The following is an 18691-nucleotide window of genomic DNA, read 5'->3' on the forward strand; positions in this document are numbered from 1 at the left end:
GGGTAGTGTGAGCTACCCATTTCCATTTATCTCATTAAACCGTGAGTATGAAAATGAATACATTGATACCTCTTCACAAAAGCTTATTTACGGAAAACCCGACGCTTATTCTAAAAAATAACCAGTTTACGGCCACTGCATTTCGTTACCAAACTGGCGTGGAAGGGCTACGAATTGAAAATCAGCAAGGGTATTTAACGATTTTACCTTTTTTAGGACAAATGATTTGGGATGCACAATTTTGTGGCCAAAATCTGAAAATGGAAAATATATTTTCAGCGCCAAAACGTGTTCCAACGGTCGTTGAAACCTACGGTTGCTTTGCATTCCATTCAGGTTTAATCAGCAATGGTTGCCCTTCACCAGAAGATTCACATCCATTACATGGGGAAATGCCTTGTGCAGCAATGGATAGCGCTTGGCTTGAACTGACTGGCGAAAATTTAAAAGTTGTTGGCGAATATGAGTATGTGATGGGTTTTGGTCATCATTATCGTGCGACACCGTCAGTGCAATTAAACTCAGACAGTGCATTATTTGATATTCATATGTCAGTCACCAATTTAGCATCGGTTCCTATGCCTCTCCAATATATGTGCCATATGAATTATGCTTACGTGGAGAATGCAACACTGACGCAAAATATCCCTGAAAATGCGATTAAATTGCGTGAATCAATACCGGGACATGTTCAGCCAACTGAAAAATGGCTCGAATTTAATGAAGCGCTGAAATCCGGTAAAGTCACATTAAATCAGCTTAATCAGCCACAAATGTGTGACCCTGAAATTGTATTTTTTATGGATGACCTTAGCCAATATACCGCAACGCCTGAGTTTAGGATGACTTCGTCTACAGGAGATACGTTTGTCACTCGTTTCAAATCTAATGAGCTAAATTATGCGACCCGTTGGATTTTGTATAATGGTGACCAAAAAGTTGGCGCATTTGTTCTCCCCGCAACGTGTCGTCCAGAAGGTTTCCTTGCGGCAAAAAATAGCCAAACACTGATTTGGTTGGAGGCGGGGCAAACCCGTGAATTTACTGTCACTACCGGTGTTGAAAAGTAGTTTTATCTCAAAAAGGCAGCGTTGCTGCCTTTTACTTATATTGCTGACATTCTTCTTCCAAATCAGCAAGAAGCGCCGCAGCATCATAAATCAGTGTTTTTTTCCCATCAGATTGCATCATCAAAGCAACCTTAATATTTGCTTCATGCATATCAGGCAAAATTTCTGTCATCAGGTGTTCAAGGGTAAATAGCATTGGCGTAAAATTTGCCCATTTATCCGTTAAACACAACTCAACATACGCTTTGGCAGGCCATAGGGGTAGAAAAAGACATTTTTCATCATTCCATGCGGTAACAATATTTTGCCCATCTCCAAGGCCCCATACCTGCTCCCAATCAGCGATTTTACCGACAAAATAGGTATACTGCTGGTATGGCCTAAGCGCATGGACATTTTTTATTTCTTTGTCATTTGGGGAAAACTGGTTGTTATTCATTATTGGATATTTTAAAAAGTAACTGATAATTATTAGGAAAATTATCTTTATAATTGTTATCTTAATGGCAAAGTAACGAAAAACAATACACAGTAAAACAAATAAAAATAAGATCTATCAGGTAAATTTTAGGGCGGTTAGAAATGATAGAAGCATTACTTGAGAAATATGCCATTGGCATGACCTTAATTGCGACTTTTCTCGCAATCTATTTAGTTTTTGAGATTGTACATAAACGGCGTAAGCATAAACATAAGCGCAAAAGTATTTTGATCCATGTGGTTCAAACCCTAGTGCTGTGTGGCGTAGTTATCGTTATTGCTCAGTATGTCGATATGGCTGCCTCTGATTTTGATTTAACTTTTATTTCAACCTCTTTAGTTAATTTTATCACTATTACATTGATTGCATTGATTTTAATGCGAAAACTGTTTCAATTAGCGAACCGACTAGAAAAAGCTCAGATTAAAAAAGGCAGTGACCCCACTTCGGCTCGTATTATCGCCCGTGTATTTAAAACCGCAATATTTGTCATTATGGTGCTGCTGTTTGGTGAGCATTTTGGGATGAGCCTGTCTGGTTTGATGGCGTTTGGTGGAATTGGCGGTATTGCTATCGGTATGGCAGGTAAAGACATCCTAAGTAACTTTTTCTCTGGGATAATGCTCTATTTTGACCGCCCCTTTAATATTGGCGATTGGGTCAGTTCACCGGATAGAAATATCGAAGGCACGGTGGTTGAAATTGGTTGGCGGATCACCAAAATTATTACGTTTGACCACCGCCCGCTATACATTCCTAACTCGGTTTTTTCTTCTATTAGTGTGGAAAACCCAGGGCGCATGACTAACCGACGCATCAAAACTGAAATTGGTTTACGTTACGAAGATTCAGATAAAATTGGAGCGATTGTCGACGATATCCGTACGATGTTACAGCAAGATGCCAATATCGATACCAGCCAAACTCTATTAGTGTATTTCGATGCTTTTGCTGACTCTTCGTTAAATATTATGGTGTATTGCTTTACCAAAACAACAGTTTGGGCTGAATGGTTAGCCGCGCAGCAAGCGGTGTATTTGAAGATCATTGAGATAGTTAAACGCCACGATGCGGACTTCGCATTCCCATCACAAACGTTGTATGTGGAAAAAAACAACTAACGTCCCATTACAGATAAATTGGCCGATTAATTGGTGGTGATCACCGGGTTAATTGGTTAATTTATCTTTTTATTATCTTTATGATGGCCTGAAGTGTGGGGAAGTAGGTTGTGATGAGATAGAATTTTTATGCTATTAACCAGTGGCTTATAAAATATATTCGACTTTCCAAATCTTGCCCTCTTTTCTTACCATGCTAATCATTTCAATTCCCTGATCTATCAAGTATATTGTCCGCCTCTTTTCCTCAGCTAACTAAGAGCCAGACTGCTATGAACAAAATCAATGTGGCATGTAGCCAGGGGGTCGCAATCTATTTCACTAATCAATTTCAGTGGGTAGATATTCGCGATGCACAGTTAAACAATATTGCCGCTGTCGTGCTATCTGAACAAGATGCCAACCAAGGGCTGTGGGAAAGAGTCGTTGAGAGCCAGCTGAGTATTCCGCTGTTTATCATCGGTGATAAACAGCTGCCAACCGATGGAAACTTACCACCTTATTTAACGGCGTTATTACCGCCAGCTCCAGCTGCCCGTGAAGAAAATAGCCGTCAATTGCTCGATGCGGCGGATCAGTACCTTGAGCAGTTATTACCGCCATTTTTTGCTCGAATGATGGATTATGCTGCGGGCCATAATGTGACTTTCGCCTGTCCGGGGCACCAGGGCGGCCAATTTTTCCGTCGCCACCCTACAGGGGAACAATTTTATCAGTTTTATGGTGAAAACCTGTTTCGTACCGATTTATGCAATGCCGATGTGGCAATGGGCGATTTATTGATCCACGAAGGTGCTGCGAAAGAGGCACAAAAATTCGCCGCGAAAGTGTTCAATGCGGACAAAACTTATTTTGTGTTAAATGGTACCTCATCATCCAATAAAGTGGTGCTAAATGCGCTATTAACACCGGGTGATTTAGTTTTATTCGATCGCAACAATCATAAATCAAACCACCATGGGGCGTTAATACAGGCGGGAGCAACACCAGTCTATCTAGAGACGGCACGTAATCCTTTTGGTTTTATTGGTGGTATTGATGCGCACTGCTTTGGCGAAAGTTATTTACGTGAACTTATTCAAGAAGTGATGCCTGAAAAAGCTCAAGCTAAACGACCATTTCGCTTAGCCGTGATCCAACTTGGAACTTATGACGGTACGGTGTATAACGCAAGGCAAGTCGTTGATAAAATAGGTCATTTATGTGACTACATTTTATTTGATTCTGCGTGGGTGGGGTATGAACAATTTATTCCAATGATGCGTCAGTGCTCGCCATTGCTACTTGAATTAAATGAAAACGACCCAGGTATTATGGTCACTCAGTCAGTTCATAAACAGCTGGCCGGGTTTTCTCAAGCGTCACAAATTCATAAAAAAGATAATCATATCAAGGGACAAGGGCGTTTTGTATCACACAAAAAACTCAACAATGCTTTTATGATGCACGCCTCTACTAGCCCATTTTATCCCTTGTTTGCCTCTTTGGATGTGAATGCACGTATTCACCAAGGTGATGCAGGTAAAATGATGTGGATGGACTGCGTGAAAGTGGGGATTGAGGTAAGAAAATCGATATTTCAGCACTGCCGTTATTTTAAACCCTTTGTTCCTGAAGTGGTAGATGGCAAGGCATGGCATGAATACCCAACGGAGCAAATCGCTGCGCAGCAGCGCTTCTTTAATTTCATACCACAAGAACGTTGGCATGCGTTTGATGGCTATGCACAGGACCAATACTTCGTTGACCCCTGCAAATTGATGCTAACGACCCCGGGTATTGATGTCGAAAGTGGCGAATATGAAACTTTTGGCGTTCCTGCGACGATTTTGGCGCATTTTTTACGTGAACACGGAGTGATCCCTGAAAAGTGTGACTTAAATTCAATTTTGTTTTTGTTAACTCCCGCAGAAACCCGTGAAAAACTGGAGCTGTTAGTCTCTCATTTAGTCCGTTTCGAACAGTTACTGGATGAAGACGCACTATTGGAAGAGGTTTTGCCATCGGTTTATCAGCGTTATCAAGCACATTACCAAGGCTACACATTGCGTCGCCTGTGCCAAGAAATGCATCAGCTCAGCGTTAATGACAACATTAAACAGCTGCAAAAAGAGATGTTCCGTAAAAATCACTTCCCTGAAGTAAAAATGGCGCCTCAGCAAGCACACTTAGAATTTATTCGTGGTAATTGTGAATTATTGCCGTTAGATGAATTAGAAGGGCGTATTGCGGTTGAAGGTGCGCTACCGTACCCACCGGGTGTGCTGTGTGTGGTGCCAGGGGAAGTGTGGTCTGGCCCAGTATTGCGCTATTTCAAAGCACTAGAAACAGGGATTAATGCATTACCGGGCTTTGCACCTGAGCTACAAGGTGTTTATATTTCGAAAAATGAAGGTGAGAAAAAACGTGTCTATGCGCATGTTTTGAAATAAATTTCCAAGTATTCAGATATTAAGCATAGATTTTGCCTTGCTAGCTCGTTAAATTGGGGTCAGTGCCATTTCTGACTCCAATTTTAAGAAGGTAAGGTATGAGCAAAAAAATAATCCTCGATTGTGATCCCGGCCATGACGATGCTATCGCGTTATTACTGGCCTATGGTAACCCTGACATTGAATTATTGGCGGTAACAACCGTTGCCGGCAATCAAACCCTTGAAAAAGTCACTCATAATGCATTGGCTATCGCTGAAATGGCGAAGATCACCGGTGTTCCATTTGCCGCGGGTTCGGTTCGCCCCTTAGTTCGGGAAATTGAAGTCGCACCTGATATTCATGGGGAATCAGGTCTCGATGGGCCTGTATTACCAACGCCCACATTGACGCTTGATGAACGGCATGCGGTTTCGCTGATTATCGAAACGATTATGTCTCATCCTCCTAAAACAGTGACTTTAGTTCCTACTGGTGCATTAACCAATATTGCGCTTGCGGCTCGTCTTGAACCGCGCATTGTCGAGCGAGTTAAAGAGGTGGTGCTGATGGGCGGGGGCTACCATGTTGGGAATTGGAGTGCGGTAGCTGAGTTTAATATTAAAATTGACCCAGAAGCGGCTCATATTGTTTTCAATGAAAAGTGGCCACTAACCATGGTGGGGTTAGATCTTACCCATCAAGCGCTAGCAACCCCTGATGTTGTGAAAGAAATTGCTGCGATTGGCAGTGATTGTTCGCAATTTGTCATCGAATTATTGGATTTCTTTGGGAAAATGTACAAGCAAGCTCAAGGCTTTGATGCTCCGCCAGTGCACGACCCTTGTGCGGTTGCCTATGTCATTGATCCGACAGTAATGACTACGCAAAAAGTGCCTGTGAATATTGAGCTGACAGGAACGCACACGCTAGGCATGACAGTGGCTGATTTCCGTCATCCAGCGCCTGAAAATTGCCATACTCAAGTCGCGGTTAAGTTAGACCATCATAAATTTTGGCAGTTGATTATCAATGCATTAAAAAATATTGGGTAATAAATGGATAATGAAATAGAACAGATGCCTTATGAGGCATTAATTGAACGCAGTATGAATGCGTTACAGGCCAAAAACCAATTTCATTGTGATACATGGAAATTAGATGAAGCCGATTGGTCCGTGAACCAAGACGAAGGAACCATTATTTTTCATGCGCCTGACAATATAATGGCAACAGCGCCAGTTCAAATTGTTGGTACTTATGACCAAAGCCAAGGCAGTTGGATGTGGAGCTGGGCAAACAGTTCTATCGACAGCGCTTTAACCCAAGATGCAATTGCGGTGAAAGCTTATGGCGAGCGGAAAGACAACGCATTATTAACCGCCCGAATTAGTCACATTGAAGAATATGACGCATGGCAATTAACGGCATTGGCTTGCGAACTCAATAGCCAGCAAGGGGTATATCGTGGGATTGCGGGGCATACTTTGATATTTATGACATTTGGTGAGGTGTCTCTCCAACAAATTTAGGTTGTATTGGTGCTTTATCTATGGTCGATAAGGCATTTTAGTGCCTTTATTCTATAACCTGCCCGTTATACTCAGTTTTTTCAATGAGGAGTTTGCTATCAGCCGCGACGCCAGAATTAGCTGAGCAAATTATTGAACTGATGAATAGTTGAAGATGAGAGCGTGAAGATAAGCCTCTTCACGCGATTTAGTTGGTATAAATTAGCTAAAATCAAAATGCAAACGTAGTTTTTTGCAATGTAAACAACGAAATAAATAACCTTGAGCAGCGCTATCTTGATGGAGAATATTCGCGAGCTCTGAAATTGAAAAACCATAATCAGCGATATCATTTTCAAGGGAAACAAATTCATCGAGTTTATCTTTGATGTCATCCCAGTAAACATAGCCTATGAATTCACAAGGCTCTTGGCAGTGTGCGAGCCAAATTTCTTGTTGCCACCCTTGATAGCCCGGTGTTCGTTTAATTAGTTCATCAAACATTTCAGTGGGATAGGGGGTTATGGTATGTGAAAACTCGCCGTCCTCGTCATATTCGCAATCAATACCTTCAACACTGGCAGGGTCTTGAAACTCACCATCAAATTTTGCACTGGCAGAACCATCGGCAATACACCAAGGACACAAAGCATCAATGTCCTCAATAGAATAAAACGGGCTTTCATAATAAATATCAGTAGGTTGCTTACAACAATCACAGGTTACTGTTTTATCCGTCAGAAAAGCTTCAGTTTCAATAGGATCCGGGTGGTACCTAAATGTAGGGAGTGTTCGGTTATTGAGTGGCATATACAGTTCCTATTAAAGGTTGCGCGAGAAGTAAACCAACTTTGGGAAAGCATACCACAAGGCTGCTTGATTATATCTTTCGGTTTTATTCCATGGTGAGTTTCAGATAAAGTAAGTTGTTCAGTTAATTTGAATGAATTGAGCGATATTATTAGCTTTAACATAAATAACATTGTCGATATGATACCTTCATCGCAGACAACAAGGGTTGTCTTATCGAATAAAAAGTGAAGGAATTGGATTATGAACATGTTAAAAACTTTGATGGCAGCTTCTGTATTATCTTTCGTCGCATTTGGTGCATCAGCAGCAACAATCACTGCAACAGGTGATACGCTGGCTTCAACAGAAGCAAAAATTGCAGCTAAAGCTAAAGCCGCCGGTGCGGATAGCTATACAATTACCAGTGCTCGTATGGGAAATTTTGTCACAATGAGCGCAGAAACTAAATAACGAATTGTGTGAATTCATCTTGTTGAAATATTTTTGATGAAAAGTGGTTTTTTAGGTGCGATAAGCAGACTAAATACCACTTTTGTTTTATCTGAACCCACATAGAGTACTTTTCTAACTATTGAGGAGTCGTTGATATGAGTTTCAAATATAACCGCCTAGATAAAGATAATGCCGCTGTATTACTTGTTGACCATCAAACGGGTTTATTATCACTGGTTCGCGACCAAGACCCCGATAAATTCAAGAATAGCGTGTTAGCGTTAGCGGATCTTGCCAAGTATTTTAACTTGCCGACTATTTTGACGACATCTTTTGAAGATGGTCCTAATGGCCCGTTAGTGCCTGAGTTAAAAGAAACTTTTCCTGATGCCCCTTTCATTGCCCGCCCAGGCCAAATCAATGCATGGGATAACGAAGAGTTCGTCAAAGCTGTCAAAGCGACAGGTAAAAAACAGTTGATTATTGCCGGTGTTGTGACAGAAGTGTGTGTGGCATTCCCTGCATTATCAGCCTTAGAAGAAGGCTATGAAGTTTTTGTTATTACTGATGCTTCAGGTACATTTAACCCAATCACACGTGATGCCGCGTGGGATAGAATGTCAAAAGCAGGGGCCCAATTGATGAGCTGGTTTGGTGCCGCTTGTGAATTACACCGTGATTGGCGCAATGATGTGGAAGGGTTAGGTACGTTGTTCTCAAACCATATCCCTGATTATCGTAACTTAATGACCAGCTATGCACTGCTTTCTGCGAAAAAATAGTGTGTGACTGAATATTAAAATGACATAATTGGTTTGGAAATCCTCGATATGACATTGCTCATATCGGGGGTTATTTCGTTAAATTAGCTGAGTTCAGCCGCTCGTTTTCGTCATCATCGCACTTAGTTCGCTCTATGCTATAATAGCCTGCTGTTTTTGCTTGGCTCCTTACTTTTTGGGGCTATCCATTTGATTTCAATACACAAGACCACCATGCATCAAAATACCTCAAAACAAGGCTACACCAACCTAAACCGATTTTCCGTTGCGCCGATGCTCGATTGGACAGATCGCCATTGCCGTTATTTTCATCGTTTATTAAGCAAAAACACCTTGCTGTATACTGAAATGGTCACAACAGGGGCGATTATTTTCGGAAAAGGGGACTATCTTGCCTTTAGTGAGGAAGAACATCCGGTAGCACTACAGCTCGGTGGTAGCGACCCAGCCGCATTGGCACAATGTGCCAAGCTGGCGCAAGAACGTGGTTATGATGAAATTAATTTAAATGTCGGATGCCCATCAGATCGCGTACAAAATGGGCGTTTTGGTGCCTGTTTAATGGGTGATGCCCAATTGGTTGCTGATTGCGTGAAAGCCATGCAAGACGTGGTTTCTATCCCGGTGACCGTAAAAACCCGTATTGGTATTGATGAGCAAGACAGCTACGCGTTTTTATGTGATTTTATTGAAACCGTTTCTGATAAAGGCGGTTGTGAGATGTTTATTATCCATGCGCGTAAAGCATGGCTATCCGGCCTTAGCCCAAAAGAAAATCGCGAAATCCCACCATTAGATTACCCGCGAGTTTATCAATTAAAACGTGATTTCCCACATCTGACGATGGCCATTAATGGCGGTATTAAAACATTAGAAGAAGCCAAACAGCATCTTCAACATTTAGATGGTGTGATGGTGGGGCGTGAAGCTTATCAAAACCCGTCTATTTTAACAGCGGTTGATAACCAATTGTTTGGTGAGCACTTTCCTATCACCAATGGTGTTGATGCAGTTAGGGCGATGTACCCTTATATAGAAAATGAATTAACAAAGGGCGCCTATTTAGGTCATATGACGCGGCATATGTTAGGGATTTTCCAAGGTATTCCTGGTGCGCGCCAATGGCGTCGGCATTTAAGTGAAAATGCGCATAAAAAAGGGGCGGATCTAGCCGTTGTTGAGCAAGCTCTGGAGTTTGTCACTCGCGGTGAATAGCTACATATGGGAAAAAAAGCGCCAATTGGCGCTTTTGGGCTGTCATATGGCTGATTATGGAATTAACAAACTCGAACCTTGGGTTTTTCTCGATTCGATAGTGACATGCGCTTTTTGTGCATCTTTTAAAGCAAAAATTTGTGATTGCGGTACATCCACATTCACTTTACCGCTTAAAATCATATCAAATAAGGCATTACTAGCTTGGTCTAGCTCAGCACGGTTAGTCACATAAACGCCTAACGATGGGCGAGTAACGTATAACCCGCCTTTTTGGTTTAAGATCCCCAAATTCACGCCAGTAACAGGGCCTGAGGCGTTACCAAAGCTAACCATCAAGCCACGGCGTTTGAGTGAGTCTAATGAGGCAAGCCATGTGGATTGACCAACAGAGTCATACGCTACATTCACTTTTTCGCCATTCGTGATTTCTTTCACGCGAGCTGCAATGTCTTCTGTTTGGTAATTGATGACTTCCCATGCTCCGGCATCTTTGGCTCTTAACGCTTTATCTGCAGAACCCACTGTGCCTATCATCTTAGCGCCTAGTGCATTTGCCCACTGGCAAGCTATCAGCCCAACACCGCCTGCAGCGGCATGGAACAGAAAGACTTCGTCACGTTTCAGTTGATATGTCTGATGGAATAAATAATAAACCGTCATACCTTTTAATGAGCTGGCTGCGGCTTGTTCAAACGTAATACCATCTGGGAGGTGAGCGACCGCATTTTCAGGAACATTGTGGACTTCGCTATAAGCACCTAGTGGGCCTTGCGCATAAACGACACGGTCACCGGGCTTGAAACCTGTGACATGAGCACCGGTTTTTACAACAACACCCGCTGCTTCTGTACCAAGACCACAAGGCAGATTAGCGACAGGGTATAAACCACTGCGGACATAGGTGTCAATAAAGTTAATCCCGATAGCACGGTTTTCAATTTGAATTTCGTTATCTGCTGGATTTGCTGGGGAGTAATCTACCAAGTTAAGGACGTCAGCGCCGCCATGTTGCGCGAACTCAATACGTTTTGCCATGACAATCTCCAATAAGAACCATTCATTTTAATTACAATAACAATCGTTTTATCATAACGCCATGTTTCAATCAGAAGAATTATAGGTTTGTGCTTTCAGTGATGTATTTTATCTTGTGATGACTTTGCGTAAAGATGCAAAGAAAACCACAAAAAAATAAGATTGGCGTATACTAAGCGCAGATCGTTAATTATAGACTTGGATATTAATGTATGGCTAAAAAACCCTCATCAAATTTCAAAGCGGATGCCCCACGAGACCACCAAATGGAAGGGTTAAAACTTCCACCTCATTCTCTCGAAGCGGAGCAGTCTGTTTTAGGGGGGTTAATGTTAGATAACGAGCGTTGGGATACCGTTTCTGAACGTGTGACTCATGCTGATTTCTTTAGCCGACCCCACCGCACTATTTTCTCGCAAATGCAATTTTTGCTTGAGCAAGGCAAACCTATTGACCTTATTACTCTATCGGAATCACTAGAACAACAGGGTGAATTAGATAGCGTCGGTGGTTTTGCTTATTTGGCTGAGCTATCTAAAAATACGCCAAGTGCGGCGAATATTAATGCTTATGCAGACATCGTCCGCGAACGTGCGATAGTTCGCGATATGATTTCTGTTGCTAATGAAATTGCGGATGCAGGTTATGACCCACAAGGGCGAAGCAGTGAAGACCTCCTCGATTTAGCCGAAACTAAAGTTTTCCAAATTGCCGAATCAAGAGCGAATAAAGATGAAGGGCCGAAAGGCATTGAAGCCATTTTGTCGGAAACTGTTGAAAAAATTGAGCAACTTTACCAGCAGCCTCACGACGGTGTTACTGGGGTTTCAACAGGTTACCAAGACCTCGATAAAAAAACTGCAGGTTTACAAGGTTCTGATTTAATTATTGTGGCCGCTCGTCCATCGATGGGGAAAACCACTTTTGCAATGAACTTGTGCGAAAACGCGGCGATGACGGAAGAAAAACCGGTTTTAATCTTCAGTTTAGAGATGCCAGGTAACCAAATCATGATGCGTATGTTGGCATCATTATCCCGTGTTGACCAAACCCGTATTCGTACTGGGCAACTTGATGATGAGGATTGGGCGCGAATTTCAAGCACGATGGGTATTTTGATGGAAAAGCGCAATATGTACATCGATGACTCTTCGGGCCTGACTCCCACAGAGGTTCGTTCACGTGCGAGGCGTATTTACCGTGAACATGGTGGTTTAAGTTTGATCATGATTGACTACCTACAATTGATGCGAGTTCCTGCGCTTTCTGACAACCGTACGTTAGAAATTGCCGAAATTTCACGTTCACTTAAGGCGTTAGCGAAAGAATTAAATGTACCGGTGGTGGCACTGTCTCAGTTGAACCGAAGCCTTGAGCAACGTGCTGATAAACGCCCAGTTAACTCGGATTTACGTGAATCAGGGTCTATCGAGCAAGATGCGGACTTGATTATGTTTATCTACCGCGATGAAGTTTATCACGATAATAGTGAGCTCAAAGGCGTTGCTGAGATTATATTAGGTAAACAGCGTAACGGGCCAATTGGTACAGTGCGGTTGACGTTTAATGGGCAGTGGTCGCGCTTCGATAATTATGCGGGGCCGGCTTATAACGACGAGGACTAAATACTCCTCATAAATACTCGTCATATTTCGCGCTGTCGCGGTGTTGGCTTCATTCCCTAATCCTAGTCACATACTTGTGTATGCTCCTAGGATTAGCTCAATCGCCGCCTAGCGACAACGCAAACTATTTAGAGTATTGGATTAGAGTATTGGAATCGTCATATTTCGCGCTGTCACGGTGTTGGCTTCATTCCCTAATCCTAGTCAGATACTTTTGTATGCTCCTAGGATTAGCTCAATCGCCGCCTAGCGACAACGCAAACTATTTAGAGTATTGGATTAGAGTATTGGAATCGTCATATTTCGCGCTGTCGCGGTGTTGGCTTCATTCCCTAATCCTAGTCACATACTTTTGTATGCTCCTAGGATTAGCTCAATCGCCGCCTAGCGACAACGCAAACTATTTAGAGTATTAGAACTAGCGTATTAAAATTAAATGATCCATAAAAATAATATCGAATGGAAATTGATATTTTTTAGCGTATAACAAATAGAGAACATATTGGGCTGCCAAAGGGCAGCTTAATTTTTAGCGGGTTTAGAGAAAAAGAACGAGGAAACAATGAAAGCGGCAACCGCATTGATAAACCGCCGCGCTCTGCGACACAACTTGCAACGGGTGAAAGAAATTGCACCAAATAGCCAAATGATTGCAGTTGTCAAAGCAAACGCTTATGGTCATGGGTTAGTAGGGGTTGGTCAGGCAGTAGAAGAGCTGGTGGATGGCTTTGGGGTGGCAAGGCTCAACGAGGCGCTATTGCTGCGGCAACATGGTGTGGTAAAACCGATTGTGTTACTGGAAGGTTTTTTTGAGCAGTCTGACTTGTTGTTGATGGCAGAAAACCAGATTGATACCGTGATCCACTGTATTGAACAACTTGAAATGCTAGAGGCCACCAAATTGCCTTATCCTCTTAAAGTTTGGATGAAATTAGATACAGGCATGCACCGCCTAGGTGTCCTCCCTAAAGATGCTGAAGGCTTTTATCAACGTTTACAACGCTGCCAACAAGTTCAGCTTCCTATCAACATTGTTAGTCATTTTTGCCAAGCGGATACCCCCCATTTACCGACAACTGAAAAACAAATTGCCTGCTTTAAACAGTTTATTGCTGATAAAGAGGGGGAAAAATCCATTGCGGCCTCCGCGGGGATTTTACTTTGGCCAGAAGCTCATTATGACTGGGTACGTCCAGGGATCATGATGTATGGCGCTTCGCCACAAGAGGGGAAAAGTGCACAAGACTTCGGTTTACTTCCCGCGATGACACTAAAATCAACATTAATTGCGGTTAGGAAACATGCGGCAGGGCAATGTGTAGGTTACGGTGAAACATGGTGCAGTGATAAAGAGACTCTGCTTGGTGTTGTTGCAATCGGCTATGGTGATGGTTATCCACGTAACGTACCTTCAGGTACACCCGTGTTAATTAATGGACGAAAAGTGCCTATTGTTGGGCGAATTTCCATGGATATGACCGTGGTGGATTTAGGGTTAAATGCCAATGATAAAGTGGGTGATGACGTTATTTTGTGGGGAAATCAACTACCGGTTGAAGAAATTGCCACACAAACGGGTATTATCAACTATGAGTTGCTGACAAAGTTAACCTCTAGAGTTGCAATGGAATATGTAGACGAATAGCCAGCAAAGGGTTATTTTCAGATAACAACGTAAAAATGGCGCTAAATAGGGCAAATCATCGCTTGGTTTATTTAGCGTAAAATAATGATTAGGAGATGTCCTGTGTTCGAACATGTTGATGCTTATCCGGGCGACCCAATTCTGTCGTTAATGGATGAATTTAATAAAGACACTCGTGAAAATAAAATTAATTTGAGTATCGGTCTTTACTATGATGGTGAAGGGAAAACCCCTGAACTGGCGACAGTCGGTACGGCAAAAGCAGCGTTAAATAAACTGCCAGCAAGCGCATCACTGTATTTGCCTATGGAAGGTTTGAAAGATTACCGTACTGAATTGCAAAAATTAGTATTTGGTGAGGATTGCCCACTAATTGCACAGGAGCGTATTGCTACTGTGCAAACCATTGGTGGTTCTGGTGCATTGAAAATTGGTGCAGATTTTTTACATCAATATTATCCAGATTCCGAAGTGTGGTGTAGTGACCCAACTTGGGAAAACCATGCCTCTATTTTTTCAGGTGCGGGTACAAAAGTGCATTATTACCCATACTTTGATGAAAAAACTAAAGGCGTTAAATTTGATGAAATGTTAGCAACATTCAAAAAATTACCTGCTAATAGCATCATCCTAATGCACCCGTGCTGCCATAACCCAACAGGCTCCGACTTGACTCCTGCACAATGGGATGAAGTCACAAAGGTGGCATTAGAGCGTAAACTGATCCCATTTTTAGATGTTGCTTATCAAGGTTTTGCAGAAGGCATTAATGAAGATGCTTACGCTATCCGAACGATGGTTAAAGCTGGCTTGCCTGTGTTCGTTAGCAATTCATTCTCTAAAATCTTTGGTATTTACGGTGAACGTGCCGGAGGGCTATCCGTTATTTGCGAAAACCCAGATGAGCGCGACCGTGTATTAGGTCAGTTAAAAGCGGGTGTTCGTCGCTTATACTCAAGCCCGCCATCGAATGGCGCAAAAATTGTTGCAGCGGTATTAACCAATAGCGCAGAAAAAGCCAAATGGTTAGCAGAAGTGGAAGAGATGCGTTTGCGTATTTTAGACATGCGTACGGTACTGGTTGATGAGCTGAAAAAAGCATTACCAAACCACAATTTCGACCACTTGTTAAAGCAACGCGGTATGTTCAGTTACACTGGTTTTTCTAAAGAGCAAGTTGCTCGCCTGAAAGACGAGTTCGCGGTTTACTTGGTTGGAACTGGCCGTGTTTGTATGGCAGGCGTCAATCGCCATAATGTTAAACGCATTGTGGAAGCATTTGCTGCGGTTAGCTAATAACTCTTAGCTATCGTAATAATTATCAGGGAGCAAAATACTCCCTGATAATCTTCTTACTTATTTATTTTTTTATAGCCTTTCTACTTAGTAGCCGCGTTCTAAAATCGTTTTTAAGAACCTTGCAGTGTGAGATTTTTTGCACTCAGCCACTTCTTCTGGTGTGCCGGCAATTAAAATTTCACCGCCACCGCTCCCTCCTTCAGGGCCTAAATCAACAATCCAGTCTGCCGTTTTAATCACATCAAGGTTGTGCTCAATCACTACAATGGTGTTTCCTTGGTCACGAAGTTGATGTAAAACGACCAAAAGTTGCTGGATATCAGCAAAGTGCAGGCCTGTTGTCGGTTCATCCAATATATAGATAGTTTGCCCTGTTCCGCGTTTGGATAGCTCTTTGGCTAATTTCACACGTTGTGCTTCACCACCGGATAGCGTCGTTGCTGATTGGCCGAGACGGATATAGGATAAACCAACGTCCATCAGAGTTTGTAGCTTGCGAGCAAGGGCAGGTACGGCATCAAAGAATTCACGAGACTCTTCGATGGTCATATCCAGCACTTCATGGATATTTTTACCTTTATATTTAATTTCTAGTGTTTCGCGGTTATAGCGTTTGCCTTTACATTGGTCACAAGGGACATACACATCAGGTAAGAAGTGCATTTCAACCTTAATGACGCCATCACCTTGGCAAGCTTCGCATCGGCCGCCTTTAACGTTAAAGCTAAAGCGCCCTGGGTTATAACCACGAGTTCGAGACTCAGGCACACCAGCAAATAATTCACGAACAGGTGTAAAAACACCGGTATAGGTAGCAGGGTTGGAACGTGGTGTACGGCCTATTGGGCTCTGGTCAATATCAATGACTTTGTCAAAGTGCTCTAAGCCTTCTACATCCAAATAAGGGGCAGGGGTGATGGTGGTCGCCCCATTTAATTGGCGTTGAGCAATAGGGAATAGCGTATCGTTTATTAGTGTTGATTTACCTGAGCCAGACACACCAGTGATGCAGGTAAATAACCCGACAGGGACTTTTAATGTCACATTCTTCAGGTTATTGCCCTTTGCCCCAAACACCGTCAGCATTTTATCTTTATTAATTGGAACGCGTTTTTGTGGAATGTCAATTCTGCGCTCACCGCTTAAAAATTTACCAGTGAGTGAATCTGGGTTTGCGACAATATCTTCCAGTGTTCCTTGGGCAACAATTTGCCCACCATGCACCCCTGCACCGGGTCCGATATCAATCACATGGTCTGCAGCGCGGATCGCGTCTTCGTCATGTTCAACGACGATCACGGTATTTCCTAGATCACGAAGATGGATCAATGTTTCAAGTAAGCGATCATTATCCCGTTGGTGTAAGCCAATTGAAGGTTCATCAAGAACATACATCACTCCCACTAAACCAGCACCAATTTGGCTTGCTAAACGAATGCGTTGTGCTTCACCACCAGACAAGGTGTCAGCAGAACGTGAAAGTGTCAGATAATTAAGCCCAACATTGACGAGAAATTTCAGGCGATCGCCAATTTCTTTTAAAACTTTTTCTGCGATTTGAGCGCGCTGACCTGTGAGTTTTAGGTTCTGGAAAAATTCCATTGCGTGGCCAATGCTGTAATCTGCGATTTCAGGCAATGTCGTATTTTCAACAAATACAAATCGTGCTTCTTTACGTAAGCGAGTCCCATGGCAAGAAACACATGGACGGTTACTGATATATTTCGCTAATTCTTCACGGACAGCCGTTGATTCTGTTTCTTTATAACGACGCTCCATATTATTGAGCACGCCTTCAAAAGGGTGTCGGCGCACGGTGATGTCACCACGATCATTACGGTATTTAAACTCAATCGTTTCTTTGCCTGAGCCGTATAAAATAATTTTTTGAATGGCAGGGCTCAGAGTGTCATAAGGGGCTTCCACATCAAATTTATAATGCTCAGCTAATGACATCAGCATTTGGAAATAGTAAAAATTACGGCGATCCCAACCCCGAATTGCACCACCCGCGAGTGAGATTTCAGTATTTTGAATGACTCTTTCGGGGTCAAAAAACTGCTGAACACCTAAGCCATCACAGCTCGGACAGGCGCCTGCAGGGTTGTTAAAAGAAAATAGGCGAGGTTCAAGTTCCACCATGCTGTAGCCGCAAACGGAACAGGCAAAATTGGCAGAAAAAACCAGTTCTTCTGCATTGGCGTCATCCATATCTGCAACAATTGCGGTACCGCCAGACAGATCTAATGCAGTTTCAAAGGATTCAGCTAAACGCTGAGCAATGTCATCACGAATTTTAAAACGATCGACAATCACTTCAATCGTATGTTTTTTCTGTAATTCGAGCTTTGGCGGGTCGGATAGATCGCAAACTTCTCCATCAATTCGGGCGCGGATATAACCTTGACTGGCTAAGTTATCGAGTAACTTAACGTGCTCCCCTTTACGTTCTTTAACGACAGGCGCAAGTAGCATCATTCGGCGATCGGTAGGCTGAGCCAGAACATTATCGACCATCTGGCTAACAGTTTGAGCAGCAAGTGGTATGTCGTGATCAGGGCAGCGAGGTTCACCAACACGTGCAAATAATAACCGCAGATAGTCATGAATTTCTGTGATGGTTCCGACCGTCGAACGTGGGTTATGTGAAGTGGATTTTTGTTCAATCGAAATCGCAGGGGATAACCCTTCAATATGATCGACATCCGGTTTTTCCATTAAAGAAAGAAACTGGCGAGCATAAGCAGATAAAGATTCAACATAACGGCGCTGACCCTCTGCATACAGGGTATCAAAAGCTAAAGATGATTTCCCTGAACCAGATAACCCAGTAATAACAATGAGTTTGTCGCGAGGGATGATGAGATTGATGTTTTTCAGATTATGCGTGCGTGCGCCGCGGACTTCGATATTATCCATTTACCACTTCCCGGATGATTTGATATTGAACAATCGCAAGAGACTATTATCACATATTTATGGCTGAATGGATATACAGTATTTCCTATTCGTCATATTTCAAACCGTGGCGGTGTTGGCTGCTCTCTGCGATATCTTCGCTTGCCGCCTAGCCACTGCTTGAACTATTTAGAGTAAGATTTTAATAGTGAAACAGAAAAACAGCGATCTGAATTTATCGAAAAGATAGATGCTGTGCGAATTATTTTATGTCTATACTGAAAATTGGCACGGTAGAATTTCACCAAAAGTTGGAAAGCGTTTCGCAATAACGCTCAGTAGTTTCAATT

Annotated in this window: 15 protein-coding genes; 11 read left to right on the forward strand and 4 right to left on the reverse strand. The window is 42.7% G+C overall.

The window, feature by feature from the left end:
- Positions 1-53: 53 nt before the first annotated feature.
- The gene (locus CYG50_RS22085; RefSeq protein ID WP_168222879.1) at positions 54-1070 is read left to right on the forward strand and encodes an aldose 1-epimerase family protein; all 1017 of its coding nucleotides are present in this window, start codon (positions 54-56) and stop codon (positions 1068-1070) included.
- A gap of 31 nt (positions 1071-1101) precedes the next feature.
- Here CYG50_RS22085 and CYG50_RS22090 read toward each other — a convergent pair whose 3' ends face one another.
- A complete protein-coding gene (locus CYG50_RS22090; protein WP_102139117.1) occupies positions 1102-1509 on the reverse strand; it encodes a DUF2750 domain-containing protein in 408 nt (135 codons plus the stop codon).
- 143 nt (positions 1510-1652) lie between these two features.
- Here CYG50_RS22090 and CYG50_RS22095 point away from each other — a divergent pair, with 143 nt between their 5' ends.
- From CYG50_RS22095 to CYG50_RS22110, 4 genes are all read left to right on the forward strand, one after another.
- Positions 1653-2672: a mechanosensitive ion channel family protein gene (locus tag CYG50_RS22095; protein ID WP_102139116.1), complete on the forward strand. Its 1020-nt coding sequence runs from the start codon at positions 1653-1655 to the stop codon at positions 2670-2672.
- A gap of 272 nt (positions 2673-2944) precedes the next feature.
- A complete protein-coding gene (locus tag CYG50_RS22100; protein ID WP_102139115.1) occupies positions 2945-5104 on the forward strand; it encodes an ornithine decarboxylase in 2160 nt (719 codons plus the stop codon).
- Between the two features lie 98 nt (positions 5105-5202).
- On the forward strand, positions 5203-6138 hold the full coding sequence (gene uriH, locus CYG50_RS22105) for a uridine-preferring nucleoside hydrolase UriH (protein ID WP_102139114.1): 936 nt from the start codon (positions 5203-5205) through the stop codon (positions 6136-6138).
- Positions 6139-6141: 3 nt separating this feature from the next.
- Entirely contained in the window at positions 6142-6615 is a 474-nt protein-coding gene (locus tag CYG50_RS22110; protein WP_102139113.1) for a DUF6882 domain-containing protein, read from the forward strand.
- 201 nt (positions 6616-6816) lie between these two features.
- Here the strand turns inward: CYG50_RS22110 and cbrC are convergent, their stop codons facing one another.
- A complete protein-coding gene (cbrC, locus tag CYG50_RS22115; protein WP_102139112.1) occupies positions 6817-7404 on the reverse strand; it encodes a PF03691 family colicin E2 tolerance protein CbrC in 588 nt (195 codons plus the stop codon).
- Positions 7405-7647: 243 nt separating this feature from the next.
- Here cbrC and CYG50_RS22120 point away from each other — a divergent pair, with 243 nt between their 5' ends.
- The 3 genes from CYG50_RS22120 to dusA all read left to right on the forward strand — a co-directional run bounded on the left by CYG50_RS22120 (position 7648) and on the right by dusA (position 9836).
- Positions 7648-7857, forward strand: a complete 210-nt coding sequence (locus CYG50_RS22120) for a YdgH/BhsA/McbA-like domain containing protein (protein WP_004260921.1) — start codon at positions 7648-7650, stop codon at positions 7855-7857.
- Between the two features lie 137 nt (positions 7858-7994).
- Entirely contained in the window at positions 7995-8621 is a 627-nt protein-coding gene (gene ycaC, locus CYG50_RS22125) for an isochorismate family cysteine hydrolase YcaC (protein WP_004260919.1), read from the forward strand.
- A gap of 213 nt (positions 8622-8834) precedes the next feature.
- Positions 8835-9836 (forward strand): tRNA dihydrouridine(20/20a) synthase DusA, encoded by a 1002-nt coding sequence (dusA, locus tag CYG50_RS22130; RefSeq protein WP_102139111.1) that lies wholly within the window; start codon positions 8835-8837, stop codon positions 9834-9836.
- Between the two features lie 54 nt (positions 9837-9890).
- On the opposite strand, the gene CYG50_RS22135 is transcribed toward dusA, so the two are convergent.
- Positions 9891-10874: a quinone oxidoreductase gene (locus CYG50_RS22135; RefSeq protein WP_102139110.1), complete on the reverse strand. Its 984-nt coding sequence runs from the start codon at positions 10872-10874 to the stop codon at positions 9891-9893.
- A 212-nt stretch (positions 10875-11086) separates the two neighbouring features.
- On the opposite strand from CYG50_RS22135, the gene dnaB reads away from it, so the two are divergent.
- The 3 genes from dnaB to CYG50_RS22150 all read left to right on the forward strand — a co-directional run bounded on the left by dnaB (position 11087) and on the right by CYG50_RS22150 (position 15440).
- Positions 11087-12499: a replicative DNA helicase gene (dnaB, locus tag CYG50_RS22140; RefSeq protein WP_102139109.1), complete on the forward strand. Its 1413-nt coding sequence runs from the start codon at positions 11087-11089 to the stop codon at positions 12497-12499.
- 562 nt (positions 12500-13061) lie between these two features.
- Positions 13062-14144, forward strand: a complete 1083-nt coding sequence (alr, locus tag CYG50_RS22145; protein ID WP_102139108.1) for an alanine racemase — start codon at positions 13062-13064, stop codon at positions 14142-14144.
- A 102-nt stretch (positions 14145-14246) separates the two neighbouring features.
- Complete coding sequence (locus CYG50_RS22150) at positions 14247-15440, forward strand: amino acid aminotransferase (RefSeq protein ID WP_102139107.1); 1194 nt, start codon at positions 14247-14249, stop codon at positions 15438-15440.
- Between the two features lie 87 nt (positions 15441-15527).
- Here CYG50_RS22150 and uvrA read toward each other — a convergent pair whose 3' ends face one another.
- Positions 15528-18362 carry an excinuclease ABC subunit UvrA gene (gene uvrA, locus CYG50_RS22155; protein WP_102139106.1) on the reverse strand — a complete coding sequence of 945 codons (2835 nt, stop codon included), beginning with the start codon at positions 18360-18362 and terminating at the stop codon, positions 15528-15530.
- Positions 18363-18691 lie beyond the last annotated feature (329 nt).

The sequence above is a fragment of the Providencia huaxiensis genome (assembly GCF_002843235.3).
Lineage (GTDB): Bacteria > Pseudomonadota > Gammaproteobacteria > Enterobacterales > Enterobacteriaceae > Providencia > Providencia huaxiensis.

Coding starts and splice junctions, on each gene's coding strand:
- CYG50_RS22085 (WP_168222879.1), top strand. CDS start 54: ATGAATACATTGATACCTCTTCACAAAAGCTTATTTACGGAAAACCCG.
- CYG50_RS22090 (WP_102139117.1), bottom strand. CDS start 1,509: ATGAATAACAACCAGTTTTCCCCAAATGACAAAGAAATAAAAAATGTC.
- CYG50_RS22095 (WP_102139116.1), top strand. CDS start 1,653: ATGATAGAAGCATTACTTGAGAAATATGCCATTGGCATGACCTTAATT.
- CYG50_RS22100 (WP_102139115.1), top strand. CDS start 2,945: ATGAACAAAATCAATGTGGCATGTAGCCAGGGGGTCGCAATCTATTTC.
- uriH (WP_102139114.1), top strand. CDS start 5,203: ATGAGCAAAAAAATAATCCTCGATTGTGATCCCGGCCATGACGATGCT.
- CYG50_RS22110 (WP_102139113.1), top strand. CDS start 6,142: ATGGATAATGAAATAGAACAGATGCCTTATGAGGCATTAATTGAACGC.
- cbrC (WP_102139112.1), bottom strand. CDS start 7,404: ATGCCACTCAATAACCGAACACTCCCTACATTTAGGTACCACCCGGAT.
- CYG50_RS22120 (WP_004260921.1), top strand. CDS start 7,648: ATGAACATGTTAAAAACTTTGATGGCAGCTTCTGTATTATCTTTCGTC.
- ycaC (WP_004260919.1), top strand. CDS start 7,995: ATGAGTTTCAAATATAACCGCCTAGATAAAGATAATGCCGCTGTATTA.
- dusA (WP_102139111.1), top strand. CDS start 8,835: ATGCATCAAAATACCTCAAAACAAGGCTACACCAACCTAAACCGATTT.
- CYG50_RS22135 (WP_102139110.1), bottom strand. CDS start 10,874: ATGGCAAAACGTATTGAGTTCGCGCAACATGGCGGCGCTGACGTCCTT.
- dnaB (WP_102139109.1), top strand. CDS start 11,087: ATGGCTAAAAAACCCTCATCAAATTTCAAAGCGGATGCCCCACGAGAC.
- alr (WP_102139108.1), top strand. CDS start 13,062: ATGAAAGCGGCAACCGCATTGATAAACCGCCGCGCTCTGCGACACAAC.
- uvrA (WP_102139106.1), bottom strand. CDS start 18,362: ATGGATAATATCGAAGTCCGCGGCGCACGCACGCATAATCTGAAAAAC.